The organism is Phocaeicola acetigenes (assembly GCF_027529745.1).
In the GTDB taxonomy this organism is placed as follows: domain Bacteria; phylum Bacteroidota; class Bacteroidia; order Bacteroidales; family Bacteroidaceae; genus Phocaeicola; species Phocaeicola acetigenes.
Map to the genome: position 1 here is coordinate 23773 of NZ_JAPZVM010000001.1, position 19696 is coordinate 43468.

The 19696-nt window shown below is 40.8% G+C and carries 18 protein-coding genes; 11 read left to right on the forward strand and 7 right to left on the reverse strand.

The features are described from left to right. Positions 1 to 9: 9 nt before the first annotated feature. Positions 10 to 957 (reverse strand): NAD(P)H-dependent flavin oxidoreductase, encoded by a 948-nt coding sequence (locus O6P32_RS00085; RefSeq protein WP_269876215.1) that lies wholly within the window; start codon positions 955 to 957, stop codon positions 10 to 12. A 206-nt stretch (positions 958 to 1163) separates the two neighbouring features. On the opposite strand from O6P32_RS00085, the gene O6P32_RS00090 reads away from it, so the two are divergent. The 7 genes from O6P32_RS00090 to phoU all read left to right on the forward strand — a co-directional run bounded on the left by O6P32_RS00090 (position 1164) and on the right by phoU (position 7263). Continuing rightward, positions 1164 to 1829 carry a DUF5715 family protein gene (locus tag O6P32_RS00090; protein WP_178265536.1) on the forward strand — a complete coding sequence of 222 codons (666 nt, stop codon included), beginning with the start codon at positions 1164 to 1166 and terminating at the stop codon, positions 1827 to 1829. 6 nt (positions 1830 to 1835) lie between these two features. Next, positions 1836 to 2588: a tRNA pseudouridine(38-40) synthase TruA gene (gene truA / locus O6P32_RS00095; RefSeq protein ID WP_269876216.1), complete on the forward strand. Its 753-nt coding sequence runs from the start codon at positions 1836 to 1838 to the stop codon at positions 2586 to 2588. A 280-nt stretch (positions 2589 to 2868) separates the two neighbouring features. Continuing rightward, positions 2869 to 3684: a phosphate ABC transporter substrate-binding protein gene (locus O6P32_RS00100; RefSeq protein WP_178265538.1), complete on the forward strand. Its 816-nt coding sequence runs from the start codon at positions 2869 to 2871 to the stop codon at positions 3682 to 3684. Between the two features lie 24 nt (positions 3685 to 3708). After that, the gene (pstC, locus tag O6P32_RS00105) at positions 3709 to 4902 is read left to right on the forward strand and encodes a phosphate ABC transporter permease subunit PstC (RefSeq protein WP_269876217.1); all 1194 of its coding nucleotides are present in this window, start codon (positions 3709 to 3711) and stop codon (positions 4900 to 4902) included. A 60-nt stretch (positions 4903 to 4962) separates the two neighbouring features. Further along, the gene (gene pstA, locus O6P32_RS00110; RefSeq protein ID WP_408636031.1) at positions 4963 to 5790 is read left to right on the forward strand and encodes a phosphate ABC transporter permease PstA; all 828 of its coding nucleotides are present in this window, start codon (positions 4963 to 4965) and stop codon (positions 5788 to 5790) included. A 12-nt stretch (positions 5791 to 5802) separates the two neighbouring features. Next, positions 5803 to 6555 (forward strand): phosphate ABC transporter ATP-binding protein PstB, encoded by a 753-nt coding sequence (gene pstB, locus O6P32_RS00115; RefSeq protein ID WP_178265541.1) that lies wholly within the window; start codon positions 5803 to 5805, stop codon positions 6553 to 6555. 21 nt (positions 6556 to 6576) lie between these two features. Next, on the forward strand, positions 6577 to 7263 hold the full coding sequence (phoU, locus tag O6P32_RS00120; protein WP_178265542.1) for a phosphate signaling complex protein PhoU: 687 nt from the start codon (positions 6577 to 6579) through the stop codon (positions 7261 to 7263). 410 nt (positions 7264 to 7673) lie between these two features. Here phoU and O6P32_RS00125 read toward each other — a convergent pair whose 3' ends face one another. The 4 genes from O6P32_RS00125 to O6P32_RS00140 all read right to left on the reverse strand — a co-directional run bounded on the left by O6P32_RS00125 (position 7674) and on the right by O6P32_RS00140 (position 11998). Further along, the gene (locus tag O6P32_RS00125; protein ID WP_178265543.1) at positions 7674 to 9245 is read right to left on the reverse strand and encodes a peptide MFS transporter; all 1572 of its coding nucleotides are present in this window, start codon (positions 9243 to 9245) and stop codon (positions 7674 to 7676) included. Between the two features lie 114 nt (positions 9246 to 9359). Beyond that, positions 9360 to 10913, reverse strand: a complete 1554-nt coding sequence (locus O6P32_RS00130) for a peptide MFS transporter (protein WP_269876219.1) — start codon at positions 10911 to 10913, stop codon at positions 9360 to 9362. A 215-nt stretch (positions 10914 to 11128) separates the two neighbouring features. Then, a complete protein-coding gene (locus tag O6P32_RS00135; protein WP_269876616.1) occupies positions 11129 to 11740 on the reverse strand; it encodes an OmpH family outer membrane protein in 612 nt (203 codons plus the stop codon). Between the two features lie 30 nt (positions 11741 to 11770). Next, the gene (locus O6P32_RS00140) at positions 11771 to 11998 is read right to left on the reverse strand and encodes a hypothetical protein (protein ID WP_178265545.1); all 228 of its coding nucleotides are present in this window, start codon (positions 11996 to 11998) and stop codon (positions 11771 to 11773) included. A 152-nt stretch (positions 11999 to 12150) separates the two neighbouring features. Here O6P32_RS00140 and O6P32_RS00145 point away from each other — a divergent pair, with 152 nt between their 5' ends. From O6P32_RS00145 to O6P32_RS00155, 3 genes are read left to right on the forward strand one after another with little or no spacing between them, the layout of a single operon-like run. Then, complete coding sequence (locus tag O6P32_RS00145; RefSeq protein WP_178265546.1) at positions 12151 to 13608, forward strand: aminoacyl-histidine dipeptidase; 1458 nt, start codon at positions 12151 to 12153, stop codon at positions 13606 to 13608. After that, entirely contained in the window at positions 13605 to 14621 is a 1017-nt protein-coding gene (locus O6P32_RS00150; protein WP_269876220.1) for an endonuclease/exonuclease/phosphatase family protein, read from the forward strand. Before O6P32_RS00145 ends, O6P32_RS00150 begins: the two co-directional genes overlap by 4 nt. Positions 14622 to 14644: 23 nt before the next feature. Then, the gene (locus O6P32_RS00155; protein WP_178265548.1) at positions 14645 to 15574 is read left to right on the forward strand and encodes a DMT family transporter; all 930 of its coding nucleotides are present in this window, start codon (positions 14645 to 14647) and stop codon (positions 15572 to 15574) included. 173 nt (positions 15575 to 15747) lie between these two features. Here the strand turns inward: O6P32_RS00155 and O6P32_RS00160 are convergent, their stop codons facing one another. Together O6P32_RS00160 and O6P32_RS00165 are read right to left on the reverse strand one after the other, a co-directional pair. Then, positions 15748 to 17457, reverse strand: coding sequence for an arylsulfatase (locus O6P32_RS00160; RefSeq protein WP_269876221.1), 1710 nt, complete (start codon positions 17455 to 17457; stop codon positions 15748 to 15750). A 24-nt stretch (positions 17458 to 17481) separates the two neighbouring features. Further along, positions 17482 to 18390: a helix-turn-helix domain-containing protein gene (locus O6P32_RS00165; RefSeq protein ID WP_269876222.1), complete on the reverse strand. Its 909-nt coding sequence runs from the start codon at positions 18388 to 18390 to the stop codon at positions 17482 to 17484. Positions 18391 to 18581: 191 nt separating this feature from the next. Between O6P32_RS00165 and O6P32_RS00170 the strand changes: the two genes are divergently transcribed. Beyond that, positions 18582 to 19691 (forward strand): efflux RND transporter periplasmic adaptor subunit, encoded by a 1110-nt coding sequence (locus tag O6P32_RS00170; protein WP_269876223.1) that lies wholly within the window; start codon positions 18582 to 18584, stop codon positions 19689 to 19691. The last annotated feature ends 5 nt before the right edge of the window (positions 19692 to 19696 follow it).

Consider the following 19696-nt stretch of genomic DNA (forward strand, 5'->3'; position numbering starts at 1 on the left):
AAGACCCGTTTACCAGCATAACTGATCCTGCATATGCCGTAAAGCTGAGTTATAATCGTCTATCAGTTCCTTCATGACTTCTTTTACAGGCTGGATGTGATGGAACAGTGAAGCAATCTGGCCAATCTCCAGTTCTCCTTCTTTCAAATCTCCTTCAAAGATTCCCCGTTTGGCTCTGCCTTTTCCTAATAATGCTTTTAGCTCTTCTATAGAACCACCCTGTTGTTCTATTTTCTCTATTTCAGAGTAAAACTCATTTTTGATAAGGCGGGTAGGTGACAGATGTTTTAGTGTCAATATGGTATCCCCTTCGTGTAGGGAGAGACATCGGTCTTTAAAAGCAAAGTGAGCCGAACTTTCTTCTGTAAGAGCGAATCGGGTTCCAATCTGTACACCATCTGCTCCCAATGACTGGGCTGCCAAGATACCTTCTCCTGTAGCAATACCACCTGCTGCTATAAGAGGAACTGTACAGATTTGCCGGACTGCCGGAATGAGACACAATGTGGTGGTTTCTTCTCTTCCGTTATGTCCTCCAGCTTCGAATCCTTCAGCCACGATAGCATCTACTCCGGCTTCTTCACATTTTGCTGCAAATTTTGTAGAAGAAACAACATGAGCTACCGTAATATGATGTTGGTGCAGCCATTCTGTCCAAGTCTTAGGATTGCCGGCAGAAGTGAAGACAATGCGAACTCCCTCGTCGGCAACCAACTGCATAACAGCTTCTATTTCAGGATACATCAAAGGAATGTTTACTCCAAATGGTTTGTCGGTTGCTTTTTTACATTTCTGGATATGCTCTCTTAATGTTTCGGGATGCATGGAGCCGGCACCTATCAGACCAAGTCCACCGGCATTGCTTACTGCTGAAGCAAGTCTCCATCCGCTGCACCATACCATTCCTCCTTGTATAATAGGGTAACGAATACCAAATAATTTACATACTCTGTTCATAGACTTTTATATTTTAAATTAAACGCCTCTTTACAAAGATATACTATCTCAAGAATAATTCGTACTTTTGCTTCCGTTAATAGATAAAACTTTAATCTCTTCGTCAATTTGTGTGATAGACAAAAGTTGTCGGCGTACAATCTATCTATAAGATGATGCGATGAAGAGAATGATAATTATTGATTTTAGATAAGCAGAAAAGAAGAATGAAAATCTTATTGAATACTTTTTGTGGACTTTGTCTATGTTCTTTGCTTGCAGCGGGATGCAAAGAAAAAGACATGTCTATGAAAATGAATAATCCGCATAATATACGGGGTGTCATTAGTTATAAACGGAGTTTTAATGATTTGAATGCCGTGCAGCTTAAAGCAGCCAAGAGTCTGGGGATTTCTCCAGTAGCCGATAGGGAAGCTGCTTCCGAATTAATTGGCCGTCTGACAGAAATAAAATCGTGTGACTTGTATGATGTAGATTCGCTTACACATTCTGTACCTTATCTGGTTCCTCGGGCCAGTGCTTTACTGGATACAATAGGTCATGCTTTCCTTGATTCGCTGGAAAACAAAGGATTAAATCCTAATAAAATAATTGTAACCTCTGTTCTTCGCACTAAAGACGATGTAAAGCGTTTACGACGCAGAAATCTTAATGCGTCGGCAAATTCTTGTCATTCTTATGGTACTACTTTCGATGTGAGTTGGAAACGGTTTGCAAAGGTTGAAGATCCTGATGGAAGACCTATGCAGGATGTAGGGGCAGATACGCTGAAACTTGTTCTTTCGGAAGTGCTTAGAGATATGCGTAAGTTGAACCGTTGTTATGTGAAGTATGAACTGAAGCAGGGATGTTTCCATATAACTGTAAGATAACGGAATATGTGCAGATATTTTATATACTTATCGTACGATGGTACAAATTATCATGGCTGGCAGATCCAGCCTAATGGCATTAGTGTACAGGAAGTGTTGATGAAGGCTTTGTCGACTTTTCTGCGCAAGCCTATAGAAGTAGTAGGTGCCGGACGTACGGATGCTGGAGTACATGCCCGGCTGATGGTAGCTCATTTCGATTTTGATACAGAACTGGATTGTGCAACGGTTGTCGATAAGTTGAACCGGTTGCTTCCTCCGGATGTAGCTGTACATTGTGTACGCAGAGTAAAGTCGGACGCACATGCCCGTTTCGATGCAACATACCGTACCTATAAATATTATATTACCACTTGTAAAGATCCGTTTAGTCGGGCGTTTTCTTGGCGGATATTTCAGACCTTAGATTTTGAGAAAATGAACGAGGCTGCTCAGACTTTGTTCGACTATATAGACTTTACAAGTTTCAGTAAGTTGCATACAGATGTGAAAACCAACAATTGCAAGATGATGTACGCCCGTTGGGAACAAATAGGAGAACACAATTGGGTGTTTACCATTCAGGCAGACCGCTTCTTACGCAATATGGTTCGTGCTGTAGTAGGTACCTTAGTTGAGGTGGGTAAAGGAAAACTGACGGTAGAGGGATTTCGTGAAGTAATAGAAGAAAAAAATCGTTGTAGTGCAGGAACTTCAGTGCCAGGAAATGCATTGTTCCTGGTAGATGTAGGTTATCCGGAAGAACTCTTTCTTGATTAGTAGAAGATTCCCGTTCTTTTCGATTCGTCCGGTATCATCAGATTGAAACATGATGATGCCGGACGAATTTTTTTATAGCAGCCTGTAAAATAGTTCAACTATGAAAACTTTTGTAAATGAAGAAATGAATATAAGGTAGAGGACTATAAAAAATGTTATTATAAAGTATATCAGTTGTTTTTAATCGGATTGTATTTTATGTGAAACAGGTTTGTAATACACTTTTCGTTGAAACTGCCTATCTTTACCGCCGTGATTTAAAGACTTAAAAAACAGTAAAATGAAGAAGATTTTAATTCCTTTCCTTTTCGTGTTTTGCTATATGAGCAATACAGTGATGGCACAGAGAATCAAAGGAAGTGATACCGTTCTTCCACTCACGCAAGAGTTGGCGGAGATATTTATGAAACAACATCCATCTGCTACAGTAGTTGTGACTGGTGGAGGAAGTGGGGTGGGGATTTCAGCTTTGATGGACGGTACTACCGATCTGGCAATGGCATCCCGCCGCATCAAGTTCAATGAAAAAATGAAAATGAAAAAGTCTAAGCATGAACCTTGTGAGGTAATAGTTGCTTATGATGCACTGGCTGTCATTGTGAATCCGGAAAATCCTGTAAGCAAGCTTACCCGTGAACAATTGGAAGCAATTTTCCGTGGTAAGATAACCAACTGGAAGGAAGTAGGTGGAGAAGATGCCAAAATTGTGGTTTATTCCCGTGAAACCTCTTCCGGTACTTATGAGTTTTTCAAGGAGAGCGTTCTCGAAAATAAGAATTACATGAGTAGTATTCTTTCTATGCCTGCAACGGGAGCAATTATCCAATCAGTAAGACAAACACGTGGAGCAATCGGATATGTCGGGCTTGCTTATCTGAATCCTTATGTAAAGGCGGTCTCTGTATCTTATGACCAGGGGAAAAGCTTTGTATATCCTTCAGTAGAAACTGCAATGAAAAAACAGTATCCTATTGTTCGTCCGTTGTATTATTATTATGATAAAAAGAATGAAAGTCGGGTGTCGGATTTTATTCAGTTTATTTATTCGCCAGAAGGATTGGAAAAGACATTGGAATTGGGATTTATTCCCCGATAATGATTAAACACACAAAAACACATTATGAAAAAGATAATTGATAGAATAGCCCGACGTATTTTTACGATAAGTGGCTTTACTACCAGTATTGCTATTTTGCTGATTATTGGCTTTTTGTTTAGTGAGGCAGTTGGATTGTTCAGCAATCCGGTGGTCGACAAAGGCTATGTGCTGGCATTGAATCAGGATAATCCGGTAAAGCGGCTAAGTGCACAGGAAATCAAACTCTTATTCGATGAAGAAATTACGAACTGGAAAGAGTTGGGAGGACAAGATATTCCTGTAGAAGTATTCCGTTTGGAAGATCTTGATAAAATCTATACAGAAGAAGAACTCGGAGCCGAATATGAGTTGGCTGGAGCGAAGATTGCCGAATTGGTGAAGCAGCATAAAGGAATGATTGCATTTGTACCCTATTCGCTCATCGAGAAAGAAAGTGGAATGAAACTTATACAGGACGAGAATATCTCTGTAGAAGATGTACTGTTAGGAGATGAATGGTTTCCTACAGCCACACCTTCACCTATCTTCGGTATTCTTCCTTTGATTGGAGGTACATTATGGGTAAGTTTTTTTGCTATTCTCATTGCTTTGCCGTTTGGACTGGCTGTTTCCATTTATCTGGCAGAAGTTGCCCATCCTAATGTACGTAAGTACCTGAAACCTATTATCGAGTTGTTGAATGGTATTCCTTCGGTCGTATATGGCTTTTTCGGATTGGCGGTAATTGTACCTTTTCTGCAGAAAACGTTCCATCTTCCCGTCGGAGAATCGGGTTTGGCTGGAAGTATCGTATTGGCTATTATGGCACTTCCTACCATCATTACCGTGGCAGAAGATGCGATGCGCAGCTGTCCGCGTATGATGCGTGAAGCCAGTCTTGCATTGGGAGCTACTCACTGGCAAACCATTTATAAGGTAGTGATTCCTTTTTCTATTTCGGGTATTACATCAGGAGTAGTCTTGGGTATCGGCCGGGCTATTGGTGAAACCATGGCTGTACTGATGGTGACCGGTAATGCTGCGGTAATTCCTACAAGCATTCTGGAACCGCTGCGTACCATCCCTGCTACGATTGCTGCCGAACTGGGTGAAGCGCCTGCAGGAGGAGCACACTATCAGTCTCTGTTCTTGCTGGGGGTAATATTGTTCTTCATTACACTGATTATCAACTCTTGTGTGGAAATTGTTTCTGCACGCAACAAATTCAAGAAATAAAACATGGCTATTCAAACAAATCCTTCTTATACACGTAAAAAGCAAAGAATACAGAAGATAATGTTCGCTTGTTTCCGCATGCTTAGTTATGGTGTAGCACTTTTGCTTTTCTTTATCCTTGGTTTTATTCTGGTGAAAGGTATTGGAGTGATTAATTGGGAATTCTTGACCGAAGCTCCCACTGACGGGATGACCAAAGGAGGCATATGGCCGGCTATTGTCGGAACTTTTTATCTGATGATAGGAAGTGCATTATTTTCCTTCCCCATTGGAGTGATGAGTGGCATTTACATGAATGAGTATGCTCCGCAGGGCAAGTTAGTTGCTTTTATCCGCATGATGACCAATAATCTGGCAGGTATTCCTTCCATTGTATTTGGTCTGTTTGGTATGGCTTTCTTTGTAAACTATCTGAGTTTTGGAGACAGTATCCTGGCTGGATCATTTACCTTGGGCCTATTGGCGCTGCCTATTGTAATCCGTACCACAGAAGAGGCTTTTAAGGATATTCCAGACAGTTATCGTGAGGGAAGTCTGGCTTTGGGAGCTACTAAAGCGCAGACTATATGGAAAGTCCTGCTTCCTATGGCCATGCCACGTATTATTACCGGATTGATTCTTTCACTGGGGCGTGTATCGGGAGAAACAGCTCCTATCCTGTTTACTTGTGCGGCTTATTTCCTTCCGAAATTGCCCGAAAGTATTTTCGACCAATGTATGGCATTGCCTTATCATCTGTATGTAGTGGCAACAAGCGGAACCGATATCGAAGCACAACTTCCTATTGCTTATGGAACGGCCCTTGTGTTGATTCTGTTGGTGCTAATTATGAATTTGGCAGCGAATGCTGTCCGCAAATTTTTTGAAAACAAATTAAAATCGAAATAACTCATCTGATATATGAATAAGATTGAAGCAAGAAACGTAGATTTCTATTACGGGAATTTTCACGCATTGAAGAATATCAACATTCAGATACCTAATAATGAAGTGGTAGCTTTTATTGGTCCTTCGGGGTGCGGAAAGTCTACTTTTCTCCGTTTGTTTAATCGTATGAACGACTTGATTCCCGGAACTAAATTGACTGGGGAAATTCTGATTGACGGACAAAACATTTACGACAAGTCTGTAGATGTAGATTCTTTGAGAAAGAATGTGGGAATGGTGTTTCAGCGTCCGAATCCTTTTCCAAAGAGTATTTTTGAAAATGTGGCTTACGGATTGCGTGTAAACGGTATAAAAGATAAGGAATTTATAGAGCACCGTGTAGTAGAAGCCTTGAAAGGAGCTGCTTTATGGGAAGAAGTAAAGAGTAAGTTGAAGGATTCGGCCTATGCTTTGTCTGGCGGACAGCAGCAGCGTCTTTGTATTGCCCGTGCCATGGCTGTGGAGCCTTCTATCTTGCTGATGGACGAACCTGCTTCTGCACTCGACCCTATTTCTACAGCTAAAGTGGAAGAACTGATTTGCGAGCTGGGCGAAAAGACTACGGTCATTATTGTCACACACAGCATGCAGCAGGCAGCCCGTGTGAGCCACAAGACCGCCTTCTTCTATATGGGTGAGATGGTTGAATTTGATGATACCAAGAAGATATTTACCAATCCTGCTCAGGAGGCTACTCAGAATTATATTACCGGACGATTTGGATAAACTTAACCCTTTCATACAATTATGGTAAAATTTGTAGAAAACGAACTTCAGACAATAAAGAACGAAGTAAATGAGATGTGGACATTGGTCTATCAGCAATTGAGCGATGCTTATCAGGCCGTGTTGAATGCGGATACTTCGTTGGCTGATAAAGTGGCAGCTCGTGAAAAGCGGGTTAATGCATTCGAACTGAAAATAGACAGCGACATTGAAGACTTCATTGCCTTGTATAATCCTGTTGCAGTCGATTTGCGTTTTGCATTGGCCATGCTGAAAATTAATAATAATTTGGAACGTATTGGTGACTATGCCGATAGCATTGCCCGTTTTGTTATTCGTACTCAACTGAAGCCGGAAAATAAGATTCTTTTTAGTAGTTTACAGATACATGAAATGTTTGATACTGTATTGTCTATGTTGAATACTACATATGAATCGCTGCAGAAACAGGATTTATCGATGGCTAAATCTGTATTTGATAAAGATGAAGTATTGGATATATTAAATCAGAATGCTATTGATACATTGGCAGATCATGCTACGGAACATCCGGAAGATATAAAGCTTTGTTTGGAAACCGCAGGTATTTTCCGTAAACTGGAACGGGCTGGCGACCACATCAATAATCTGGCAGAAGAAACAATCTTTTATATTGATGCAGAGGTTTTAAAACATCGTAAATCAGCAGAACTGCAAGAAAACGCATAAAGAAGTTTCTGAATAATCGATTTCAATAAATCCTTGTACTTTCTGTAGAAAGGGAATAGGCATAGTTATTTCCGGAACTATAAAAGTACAGGGATTTATTCTTTTAAACAACATGCTTTTAAATTACACTTTAACTCAAACAGACTGTGATTAAATTTGTCATCTCTTGGCAAATAGAGTATATGGCAGGAATAAAAAAGTACCGGTGAATGTCGGAAACTTTAATCGGCGTCGCCGAATGTAGAAATGTCGTCGTTGGCTGTATAATCGATGTGGGCGATTATGTATCCGACGTCGTCGATTTAAAAAAGCAAATAGAATCACGAATACGTAGCATAAAAAAACAGAGACCATCTCAAGCTTATTTTGAGATGGTCTCGTCCTTTTATGATAAGTTGTATTGTAATTGCTTATTTAGCTACTTTTTCCAACCATTTTACCATAGAGAGCATTACTATCATGGAAGCACCGGTAGCGCCTACGAATACCAACCAGCATGCCCAGATAGGAACTGTGGTGTACAAGATACCTCCGACAAACAGCAGTGAGTTTCCTACAGCTGTAGCTGCAAGCCAGCATCCCTGCATTAATCCTTGCAAATGAGGAGGAGCCACTTTCGAAACGAATGACAATCCTAATGGAGAAATAAACAACTCGGCTACTGTCAGGATGAAATACAAGCCAATCATAATCCATGGTGTAACACGGATGGCATCAACCTGTTCTGCAGTCATGGTACTCAAAGCATCTTTTGTTGGAAGTGTGAATGAGAATACCATAAGGAAGATATAAGCCAAAGCTGCAATACCCATACCGATGGCAATCTTCATCGGAGTAGAAGGTTCTTTACCCTTTTCTTTCATCGAACTGAAAATCCACATGATAAGCGGAGTCAGTGTTACTACGAAGAATGGGTTTACAGACTGGAAGATTTCTGCTCCTTTGATTTGAGTAAATCCTAAATCGATATTGATTACACTGAGGTCTACATAGTCGCGGGCAAAGTAAGTCAGTGAGTAACCGTTCTGGTGGAACGACAACCAGAAGAAGATAACGATACCAAATACAGCAAACAAAGCATAGATACGCTGTTTGATTTCTTTAGCATTCATCTGGATTTCTTCTTTATTTACAGTTGCTTTTGCTGTTTTGCTTTCTGCCGCTTTCTTTCCTGGATCTGGGAATGTATTCTTGTTAGACAGATAGATAACCAGTGAAATAATCATTGCTACGATAGCGGCCATAAATGCATAGTGGAAACCACGGTTGAATACGTCAAGGTAATTGTTTACGAAAGCTCCCATGTCAGTAACAGCTTCACCGCTCAGAGAAACCTTGTTGGCCAATACTGTCAGGTTTTCCATAGCCTGTGGAGCCATTTCCTTTCCGTGGATGATTGCTTCGCGGTACTGATGGCAAAGTTCTGGCAAAGTTGCATCATAGTCGAAGTTGTTTGCTTTCAACCACCAGTTACGGACACCAATTGCAATAAATGGAGCGAATACAGCACCTACATTGATAAACATGTAGAATATCTGGAATCCGGCATCGCGTAAATGTGAATATTTAGGATCATCGTACATTTGTCCTACCAGTGCCTGAAGGTTTCCTTTGAACAAACCATTACCGAAGGCAATTACAGCCAATCCCAGGCAGGTTAATCCTAAGTAAAGAGGAAGACTTGGAACTGGAGTAGGAGTAGGGATGGCAATAATCAGATATCCGATAGCCATCAGAACGAGACCGGCGAAAATAGTTCCTTTAAAGTTTTTAGTTTTGTCAGCTATTATACCTCCGGCCAAAGCCAAAATGTAGATAGATGCATAAAAAGCTGAATAGATATATCCGGTTGTGGTTTCAGACAAACCGAATTTAGCAGAGATAAATAAGGTTAGAATTGCCATCATGATGTAAAAGCCAAAGCGCTCTCCCATATTGGCTAAAGCTGCGGCAACCAACCCCTTTGGATGTTTGTTGAACATAAATTGATGAAGATTTAAAAAGTTAATATTAGATTTTATTAATATGCAAAGATAAAATTTTTATAGAATGTACATATGTTTTATCTGTATAAATTCGTTTGTAAGATGTAATACTTATACGTCTTTCATCATCTTTTGTAATTTTCCGGAAATGACAAACAAGATGAGAGCTGCTGTTCCACTCATAAATACAAACAGCATGAAGAAGTCGTAAAGGTTTTCTATCTGATATCCTAAAAAGTGTCTTACGGTTCCATGCTCAGGGTAATATCCGCTTAAAACTCCGGCAAATTTATTGGCTGCTGAAGTGCTCAGATACCATACTCCCATCATCAGAGAAGAGAAACGTACCGGAGAGAGCTTGTATACCAACGACAATCCTATTGGAGCCAGACAGAGTTCTCCCATTGTATGAATCAGATACAATCCAGTAAGCCAAACCATGCTGACTTTTACACCGGGCTCAATGTCTTTTACACCGAAAGCAATGTATAAGTATCCCATTGAAAGGAGGAACAAACCAATAGCTTGTTTGCGTGGAGAACTGGGTTCCAATCCTCGTTTGCCTAAGAAAGACCAGATAGCTGCAAAAACCGGAGCAAGCGTTACAATCATAATAGGATTGAACGATTGGAAATAGGCTGCTGGCATTTCCCAATTGCCTATATGACGATCGGTCTGCTCGTCTGCAAAGAATGTGAGTGAGGCTCCAGCCTGTTCGTAGGCAGCCCAGAAAAAGATGACAAAAAATGCAATAATATAGATTACCCCGATTCTCATTTTCTCTGTACCAGTCAGCGAGTGGTCTGTGATAATCGTAAGTGGTATGATTATGGCTGTAGCATAAATCAAGGCACCTATCCAGTCTGTGTTGGCAAAGACAGACCATCCGGATGCATTCCAGTCGACAGCAAACAACAAGGTCAGAATCAAGGTTCCCATTACCATGAAAGTAGTTCTTTGGGTGGCTTTACTTTTGCTGGGTTGCTCTGGTGTATTCTTGTCTGCCTGAGTATATTTTGTAGGAGGCATTCCTACAGGTTCGCCATCAGGTCCGCAAATGTATTTGTTTTTTAAAATCTGGAATACAGTAGCTCCCAGTAACATTCCTATACATGAAGCCAGAAATCCCCATTTGAAATCTTCCGGATGTCCGGTATTTCCTACTAATCCACATACTAGTGGGGCAAGTGTAGAACCTACGTTTACCCCCATATAGAAAATGGTGAAAGCTGCATCTTTTCTTTTATCGTCCTTTGTATAAAGTCTTCCTACCATGGTTGAAATGTTAGGTTTGAAAAAACCGTTCCCTAAAATAAGAAGACCAAGTCCGCAAAACATCAGATATTTTGCCAGAGCAATTTCATGAAAGAAACATGCACTGAGGAATAGCAAGAATTGTCCGATTGCCATTGTTAATGCACCTACAACAATGGAGCGGCGGTTTCCCCAGTATCGGTCGGCAATGTATCCTCCTATCAGTGGGGTAAGATAAACCAATCCTGTATAGCTGCCATATACTTGCGAAGCCGTTTCTTTGTCGAAGAGTAAGGCTTGTACCATGTAGAGCATGAATAAGGCACGCATGCCATAGTAGCTGAACCGCTCCCACATCTCTGTTACAAATAAAAGATATAATCCTTTTGGATGCCCTTTTGTGTGTTTCATTTGCTTTTTGTTGATAAAATGTTATGATATTGATTAAAAAACTTTGCAAAAATAATAAATAAATCCATTTTTACAAAAATAAGGATTGAAGGGCTTTCTTTTTAAGGTTATGATAAGGATGAGATAAAAGTGTACTGTAACAAAATAAAAATCCCCTTTTGCCGTTATGTATTGGTTTTCGGCAAAAGGGGATTGTATGCTTTTGTATTAATCAATTATTTCTTAACAGCAGCACTTGGAGTATAACGTGCATTCAGTCCTTCTACGATTTCTTCAGTGATGTTGAATGCCTTGTCAGCATAAAGCAAGTTATCAAAACCTGTATTGCTGAAAATCAAGCTATATCCTTTGTCTTTGTTGTAGATTTTCAAGAATGAGTTGATAGAGTCGCGGAGCTGTAAGCTGTTTTTCTGGTTTTCAGTTTGCAGTTCGTTAGCCAGTTTTTCCTGCAATTGCTGCAAATCGCGTTGTTTTTGTGCAATGCGGAGATTTTCCTGTTCTGCACGTTCGCGGCTTGCAAAACCATTGTTTTCCAATTTACGCTGGAATTCTCTCATTTCTTGTTCAAGTTCCTTTGCTTTTTCGTTCAGAGTTGTACGGATGTTTTCTTCTTTCTGAATCATCATCTCATTCAAATCATTCCAAAAACGATATTTAGTCAGCAAAGAATCGATTTCTACGTATGCAATTTTCAATTCTCCCGATGCAAGAGCTGCAGCAGGTGTTGCATTGCCTTCATTAGCATTTTTGTTGTCGGCACATTGTGTAAACATAAATGCCATTACCAGCATTAAAAATCCCTTCAGGATATACTTTGTTTTTTTCATCATGTTTTATATCTTAAAAAGTTAATATTATTAGTCTTGTTGCTCTGAATGTCTACGTTCTGCTATTGCATGTGGATTGGGAATTTGAGCTTCACGATCCTGCGATTGCACACATCCTATTCCTCTTTTTCGCATCGCTTTGCTTCCGCTGACATGCGTATTGGGGAATCGTCCATTCTTTTTAAAGAGTATTTTTACAGATAATAGTGCAATACAAATAGCAACTATTAACATTGTTATCAGAATAGTCTTAACCATTTCTATTATTTTTGCGTTGCAAATATATAGTTTTTGTCACTATTCCATCTGCTTTTTGACTGAAAAAAGTACATATCGATGTGTGAAGTGAGCTATTTAACTTCTTTTTGCAGAAAAAATAAAGGGTAAAAACAATTTAATAAACTTGATTTATGGAAAAGAAAGATTTACAACCAGCTTCAGTGTTTCATTATTTTGAGGAAATATGTCAGGTTCCTCGTCCTTCTAAGAAGGAAGAAAAAATCAGAGCTTATCTGATTGGTTTTGCACAGAAGCATGGTTTGGAATATAAAGAAGATGAAGCAGGTAATATTTTAATAAAGAAATCTGCTACACAGGGTATGGAACATGTGAAAACTGTTATTTTGCAGTCGCACATGGATATGGTTTGTGAAAAGAATAAAGATACAGAACATAATTTTGATACTGATCCGATACAGACCTATGTAGATGGCGAGTGGCTTAAGGCAAAAGGTACTACACTCGGTGCAGATAACGGTATCGGTGTAGCTACTCAGTTGGCGGTACTGGCTGCCGATGATATCAAGCACGGACCAATAGAGTGTCTGTTTACTGTAGACGAAGAAACCGGACTGACAGGAGCCTTTGCTTTGAAGGAAGGATTTATGGAAGGGGATATATTAGTCAATCTGGATTCGGAAGACGAAGGTGAATTGTTTATTGGTTGTGCAGGAGGTGCTGGTACAACAGCACAGTTCCCTTGTCCGATGATTGCTGCTCCGGAAGGTTACTTTTTCTTCCGTGTGGTAGTAAAGGGTTTGACCGGAGGACATTCGGGTGATGATATCAATAAAAACCGTGCCAATGCGAATAAGCTACTGAACCGTTATCTGGTACAGTTGAGCCAGAAGTATGATTTGTATCTGAGCGAGATAGACGGAGGTAATCTGCACAATGCTATTCCTCGTGAAGCATCGGCTGTGTGCGCTGTTCCTATGAAGGATAAGGAATCGGTACGTGTGGCGTTGAACATCTTCCTGGCTGAAGTAGAAAATGAATTTGCAGTAACAGAACCTAATCTGATGATGGATTTGGAATCGGAAGCTGCTCATGCAGAAGTGATGGAGCCTCAGGCTATGAAGCGTTTCCTGCATTCTATTTATGCTGTACACAATGGAGTGTATGCGATGAGTCAGGATATCGAAGGACTGGTAGAAACTTCATCGAATCTGGCATCGGTAAAACAGCGTGACGGTATGATTGTAGTTGTAACAAGTCAGCGCAGTTCTATTCTTTCTTCTCGTAAGGATATGTCGCAGATGGTTCGTTCTGCATTCGAACTGGGTGGAGCTACAGTTACTACCGGCGATGGCTATCCGGGCTGGAAGCCTAATCCATCTTCTGAAATATTGCATATTGCCAAAGAAAGCTATTTACGTCTGTTTGGCACAGAACCTAAGGTGAAAGCAATTCATGCAGGATTGGAATGTGGACTTTTCCTGGAGAAATATCCTTCTTTGGATATGGTTTCATTTGGTCCGACATTACGTGGCGTACACTCTCCCGATGAACGTATGCTGATTCCTACTGTCGACAAGTTCTGGCGTCATTTGTTGGATGTATTGGCTCATATACCTGCAAAAGCATGAAACTGAAAACAATATTAGGAGTTTTTGTTGTGTGCTGTACCTGTCTGTCGGTACAGGCACAACAACAGTTCCGTGTGATGGAATATAATGTAGAGAATTTGTTCGACTGTCGGCATGATTCGCTGAAAAATGATAAAGAATTTCTGCCGGAAAGTCCTAAAGGCTGGAGTTACAATCGTTATCAGGATAAGCTGAAGAAAATAGCAAAAGTAATTCTTGCTGCCAGTCATGAGCAGGTTCCCGATTTGGTAGGTTTGTGTGAAGTAGAAAATGAATATTGTTTGGATGGGTTGACCCGATATTCGCCCTTGCGCGATGCTGGCTATCGTTATGTGATGACTAATTCGCCCGATGAGCGAGGGGTAGATGTGGCTTTGCTGTATCAGCCGGCCACTTTTCGTCTTATCGGGTCACAATATATAAGTATACCTTATAAAGAGATAAACCGTCGTCCCACTCGCGATATTCTTCATGTCATAGGAAGGGTAGTGAGCGGAGATACGTTGGATGTTTTTGTCTGCCATATGCCGTCCCGTTCGGGTGGGGAAGTCAAGAGTGAACCTTATCGTCTGTTTACGGCACGCCATCTTCGTCAGGCAGCCGATTCTGTGATGAGAGTCCGAAAAACCCCACATGTTATTATTATGGGCGACTTTAATGATTATCCTTCCAACCGTTCTATAGCCGAAGTGCTGGGAGCTGTAAAACCTGGTAGAAAGATACAGAAAACGACTTTGTATAATTTGATGGATGGAAAAGAAGGGGGAACTTATCGTTATCGTGGAGAATGGGGGATTTTAGACCATATGATAGTGAACGGCATGATGCTGAATAAAAAATCCCGGATTCGGACAAACTACAAGGAAGCACGGATTTTAACTTTCCCTTTCCTGTTGGAGGAAGATGAACGCTATGGAGGTGATACTCCTTATCGAACTTATTGGGGAAAAAGGTATCATGGCGGATATAGTGACCATTTACCCATCGCAGTCGATTTATATATAAAAGATTAAAGTATTAGTAAAGGTAGAAAGATATGGAATGGCAAAAGTGGAAAGGACATGGAGCCATGTTCTGTGCGAATGCCATGTGGGGGTTAATGTCTCCTTTGGCAAAACTTGTTATGTTAGGAGGGGCGGTAACTCCTCTTGTTGTGACAGATTTGCGCATTTTTGGTGCAATGATCTTGTTTTGGATAGCTTCGTTTTTCAGAAAGCCTGAGCATGTAGGGCATAAGGATCTTGCAAAATTGTTTGTGGCTTCTTTGTTGGCAATTGTGTTTAATCAGGGCTGCTTTATTTTTGGAGTGGGACTGACTTCTCCAGCCGATGCTTCGATTATTACCACCAGTATGCCGCTTATAGCAATGGTGCTGGCTGCTATTTATCTGAAAGAGCCTATTACAGGAAAGAAAGTATTGGGTATTGCATTGGGAGCTACAGGAGCTTTATTGCTTATTATGGGAAGCCAGCATACCGATACGGCTCAAAAGACTGGAGAACATTATATCTGGGGCGATTTGCTGGTATTGTTGGCGCAATGCAGCTATGCACTTTATATCGTGCTTTTTAAAGACTTTGTAGGTAAATATTCTCTGTTTACTATTATGAAATGGATGTTTACTTATGCTTTTATCTGCGCCTTACCGTTTTCGTATCATGATTTGCTGAATGCATCTTGGGATATGCTGACTTGTACTGAAATTGCTTCATTGACTTTTATTGTAGTAGGAAGCACTTTCTTCAGCTATATTTTTGTAGTAGTAGGGCAGAAGAACCTGCGTCCTACGGTAGCCGGTATGTATAATTATGTGCAGCCGATCATTGCAAGTATTGTAGCTGTATGTTGGGGTATGGACTCATTCAACTGGGTAAAAGTGCTTTCTGTAGGACTGATATTTGGCGGAGTATATATGGTTACTATCAGTCGTTCCCGTAGTGATTTGTCACAGAAAGCAAAAAGTTGATTATTCACACATTGTCATAAATACAAATTTATGATTCTATTAGCTGATTAAAAACGACGACGTCGGCTACGCAATCGTCGCTGTTGAATGTATAGTCAACAGCGACGATTTTACAAACAACGATGTCGATTGAATCCTGCGACGTTTATCTACATCGTTTTATTTCTGTTACATTATTTTGATTTAGCTTCATATTTATAAAATTGAGCAGCTCCTATTTCTTTTATCATACTGGAATGATCTGACTGGATATATCCGACAGACTTTGCATAATCTTTCCAAAGTTCGATAAGTGCTTTTAGTTTCGCTGGATAAATTGCAGACAAGTCATTTTGTTCGGCAATATCTGTTTCGAGATTGTACAATTTCCATGTAGTTCCATCTCCATGAGGAGGGGCGAGTTGTACTGCTTTCCATTTACCTTGTATAACGGCTTTATCTTCTTTCATTTCAAAACAAAGTGCTTCGCCGGATGTACGTGAAGGTGATGACTCCATATCTGTCAGTTTTTGCACAAATGATTTTCCGTAAAGAGGAGCCAGGGAGATGTTGTGATAAGAAGATGGCCGTTGGGTATGAGTATATTCCAGAATTGTAGGGAACAAGTCGGTTACATGCAGCAGAGTACTGTGATCAATGCTTCCTTTTTGGGGCATATTCTTCCCGGAAATAATAAGTGGTACGCATATTCCTCCCTCGTGGGTTGTCATTTTATAGAGACTATAAGGCGTATTACATACTTCGGCCCAGGCTTCTCCCAACGAAATGAATGAGTTGGAGTTTCCATAATTTCCCAGCTGGTTGTCATATCTTTCCTGAATGGTTTCTTTGGTATTCCCCGGATATGATTCCGGTTCTTTGGGGTTTGCGCCATTGTCACTCATAAACAAAATCAGCGTATTGTTCAGTTTGTGTTCTTCTTCCAGTTCCTTAATCACTCGTCCGATACTATAATCTACATACTCTATCATAGAAGCATAGATCTCCATTTTGCGGCTTTGTTCTTTTTTCTGCTCTTCGTTGAGGAAGTCCCATTGTTTATTAGGATTGCTGAGTCCTGTATCAGGAGTCTGTGCGGGGATAAGCCCCATCTGTCTTTGTCGTTCCAGTCTGGCGACACGGATGCTGTCGTATCCACCATCGTACATGCCTTTGTTCCGGTTTTTCCATTCCGGGATAATCTGTAAAGGGTCGTGTGGAGCGGTGAAGGCCAGATAGCTGAAGAATGGTTTGTTTTGAGGGCACTTACGCAGATATTCAATCATTTTATCAGTATAGTAGCGAGTGGAATAGAAATCATCGGGAAGTTTGTCTACTCTTTTCCCATTATCCAGATAAAAAGTGACAGGTTGTTCGCTGTCGGACAGGGCAAATGAATTGCAAAAATGACCGGCTCCTCCTCCTAGCATGGTGAAGCTCTGATCAAATCCGCGTTCGGAAGGAATATTCTCTTTTTGAGCCCCAAGATGCCATTTCCCGGCCATACAGGTGTAATAATTATTCTCATGCAGCACCTCGGCCAGTGTCATCACGCTGTGGTTGATACCCCCTTCATATCCGGGTTGCATGTATTGGTTTTCAGCATGAAGAGGGGGCATGATACCTAGTCCGTTTTGGTGATTGTCTACGCCTGTCAGGAGCATGGCTCTTGTAGGAGCACTTAAAGAGGAAGTATGAAACCGGGTAAACCGGATACCTTGTTCTGCCAGTCGGTTAATATGAGGGGTTTGTATTTCGCCCCCAAAGGGTTGTATGTCTGAAAATCCCATGTCGTCTACCACTATGAGTAGTATGTTGGGAGGAACATCTCTGTTGGATGTATGTTGTGAATAGGCTGATAAGGTGACCAATCCACTTAGACTGTATAAGATGCATCGTTTCATAGTTTAAAATAGTTTTAGTCTATATTATTTGTCATCTTGATTGCTGTTGCGATATTCTGTTGGACTCATACCTAAATGCTTTTTTACGTATTGTGCAAAAAAGGAAACATTAGGAAATTCAAAGTCAGCAGAAATCTCTTTAATACTTTTGTCGGAATGTTTCAGCTCCGGAATGATATGCTCAATGGCATTTTCATGGATGAGTGTCAATGCATTTTTCCCACTGACTTGCTTGACGATACGTGAAAGATACTTCGGTGAGTAACAAAATAATTCGGCATAATAAGTCAGCGTGCGGTGTTTTCCGTTATCGGCTGTCAGTGCTTCCATGAACTGTTTAAAGATGAAGTCGGGATGTTTGACAGGAGTGTGGTGCCCCTGTTTTTCCTTTTCAATAGATTTGCGTGTAGTTTCGGCCACCATCTCGCCATAAAAAGCTGAAGCAATGTGTAGCAGGATTTCTTTCTGGTAGGTGTCGGGTGGAGTCTGTATCTTGTCTTCTATCAGTTTCAGATATTGGTGAAATGTTTTGTTCCGGTTTTCTCCAAAATGCTTAATGGGATTTTCCTGTATGTAACATATCGACTTCCAGCTGTACTTCTGAGTCTGTGTCAGCCGCTGGATAAAGCGGTTGGAGAAACAGAATATTTTTACTTTATGATTGGGACTGGCCATTACCTGACCTATAATCGTATTGGGCAGACTGATCAGCAGGTCGTTGGCCTGTAGGTGTCGGGCTACATTGTTCAGTTCTAAGTTTACTTCTCCTTCCTCACAATAGAGCATCAGAAAAACTTCCAGTTTGACATTCCTGTTTTCCTGGAACACATTCTCCAGATGTTCAGTCAGAAACATGTAGTCGTCAATGTAGCTTTGATCATCGCAATGTGCCTGAAGCATTTCCATGTGAATATGTTTAATAATCTCTTCCATAATTCTTTTTTGCAAAGATGAAGATTTTTGGTCAAGATGCTATGTTTTATTTTCTCTCAAGTATGTCTTATTTTCCATATTTTATAGAATAAATAGGCGGATGGAGAAAATAGAACATTCCTGTGCGAAAATTTGTTGCTTCCCTTTTTTTCTTGCTTGCTACTTTTGCGCGAACAAAAAAAGAAACAAATATGACGAAAAAGATTGGAAAATTAAACGTATGGCTGATGTTACTGGTTGGCTGTGCGACGGGGATAACCTCCTGTAAGACAGAAAACAAAGAAAATACTCAGAAAGGCTATAATCTTGTAACACTTACGGCGGATACCGATAAGGAAATCATGACTTCTTATTCTGCTTCCATAGAAGGTATGCAGGATATTGATATTTATCCGCAAGTGTCAGGATATATTGAAAAATTAAATGTATCGGAAGGGGATGTTGTGCGGCGAGGAGAGATCTTGTTTGTAATTGATCAGGTTCCTTATAAGGCAGCTTTGGAAACGGCAGTTGCCAATGTGGAAGTGGCGAAAGCCAGTCTGGCTACCGCTGAACTTACTTATAAAAGTACACAGGAACTGTATGCCAAGAAGGTGGTTTCCAGTTTCAACTTACAGACAACTGAAAATGCGTATCTGACTGCCAAAGCGCAACTGGCACAGGCGAAGGCGCAGGAGGTGAATGCGCGGAATGACCTTTCTTATACCGAAGTCAAAAGTCCCAGTAATGGAGTAGTTGGTATGTTGCCTTACCGGGTAGGGGCATTGGTCGGTTCTAATATGTCGCAGCCGCTGACTACTGTTTCAGACAATGCCACCATGTATGTCTATTTTTCAATGACTGAAAATCAGTTGCTGGCCCTGGCGCGTCAATATGGTACAATTGATAAAGCGGTAGAAAATATGCCGGCTATTCAGCTTCAGTTGAACGATGGTTCTGTATATGAAGAAAAAGGAAAGATAGAATCTATCAGTGGAGTGATTGACAAGGAAACGGGTACAGTAGGGGTACGTGCTGTATTTCCGAATGCTTCTCGCTTGCTGCACAGTGGAGCATCGGGCAACGTACTGATTCCGAGTGTATATGAAAAATGTATTGTTATTCCGCAGGGAGCTACCGTACAGCTGCAAGATAAAATCCTGGCCTATAGGGTAGTGGACGGAAAAGCTGTATCTACTCTGATAAAGGTGGCTCCGGTCAATGACGGAAAAGAATATATTGTACTGGATGGGCTGAAAGCCGGAGATGAGATTGTGGCCGATGGAGCCGGAATGATTCGTGAAGGAACGCAAGTAAAATAACAGAC

What these genes read in the sequence shown, in the direction of transcription:
- O6P32_RS00135 (WP_269876616.1), bottom strand. Translation starts at nt 11,740, where the DNA reads ATGAAAAAAACAAAGTATATCCTGAAGGGATTTTTAATGCTGGTAATG.
- O6P32_RS00165 (WP_269876222.1), bottom strand. Translation starts at nt 18,390, where the DNA reads ATGGAAGAGATTATTAAACATATTCACATGGAAATGCTTCAGGCACAT.
- O6P32_RS00155 (WP_178265548.1), top strand. Translation starts at nt 14,645, where the DNA reads ATGGAATGGCAAAAGTGGAAAGGACATGGAGCCATGTTCTGTGCGAAT.
- O6P32_RS00170 (WP_269876223.1), top strand. Translation starts at nt 18,582, where the DNA reads ATGACGAAAAAGATTGGAAAATTAAACGTATGGCTGATGTTACTGGTT.
- phoU (WP_178265542.1), top strand. Translation starts at nt 6,577, where the DNA reads ATGGTAAAATTTGTAGAAAACGAACTTCAGACAATAAAGAACGAAGTA.
- pstA (WP_408636031.1), top strand. Translation starts at nt 4,963, where the DNA reads ATGTTCGCTTGTTTCCGCATGCTTAGTTATGGTGTAGCACTTTTGCTT.
- O6P32_RS00085 (WP_269876215.1), bottom strand. Translation starts at nt 957, where the DNA reads ATGAACAGAGTATGTAAATTATTTGGTATTCGTTACCCTATTATACAA.
- O6P32_RS00125 (WP_178265543.1), bottom strand. Translation starts at nt 9,245, where the DNA reads ATGTTCAACAAACATCCAAAGGGGTTGGTTGCCGCAGCTTTAGCCAAT.
- O6P32_RS00140 (WP_178265545.1), bottom strand. Translation starts at nt 11,998, where the DNA reads ATGGTTAAGACTATTCTGATAACAATGTTAATAGTTGCTATTTGTATT.
- O6P32_RS00100 (WP_178265538.1), top strand. Translation starts at nt 2,869, where the DNA reads ATGAAGAAGATTTTAATTCCTTTCCTTTTCGTGTTTTGCTATATGAGC.
- O6P32_RS00090 (WP_178265536.1), top strand. Translation starts at nt 1,164, where the DNA reads ATGAAAATCTTATTGAATACTTTTTGTGGACTTTGTCTATGTTCTTTG.
- pstB (WP_178265541.1), top strand. Translation starts at nt 5,803, where the DNA reads ATGAATAAGATTGAAGCAAGAAACGTAGATTTCTATTACGGGAATTTT.
- pstC (WP_269876217.1), top strand. Translation starts at nt 3,709, where the DNA reads ATGAAAAAGATAATTGATAGAATAGCCCGACGTATTTTTACGATAAGT.
- truA (WP_269876216.1), top strand. Translation starts at nt 1,836, where the DNA reads ATGTGCAGATATTTTATATACTTATCGTACGATGGTACAAATTATCAT.
- O6P32_RS00160 (WP_269876221.1), bottom strand. Translation starts at nt 17,457, where the DNA reads ATGAAACGATGCATCTTATACAGTCTAAGTGGATTGGTCACCTTATCA.
- O6P32_RS00150 (WP_269876220.1), top strand. Translation starts at nt 13,605, where the DNA reads ATGAAACTGAAAACAATATTAGGAGTTTTTGTTGTGTGCTGTACCTGT.
- O6P32_RS00145 (WP_178265546.1), top strand. Translation starts at nt 12,151, where the DNA reads ATGGAAAAGAAAGATTTACAACCAGCTTCAGTGTTTCATTATTTTGAG.
- O6P32_RS00130 (WP_269876219.1), bottom strand. Translation starts at nt 10,913, where the DNA reads ATGAAACACACAAAAGGGCATCCAAAAGGATTATATCTTTTATTTGTA.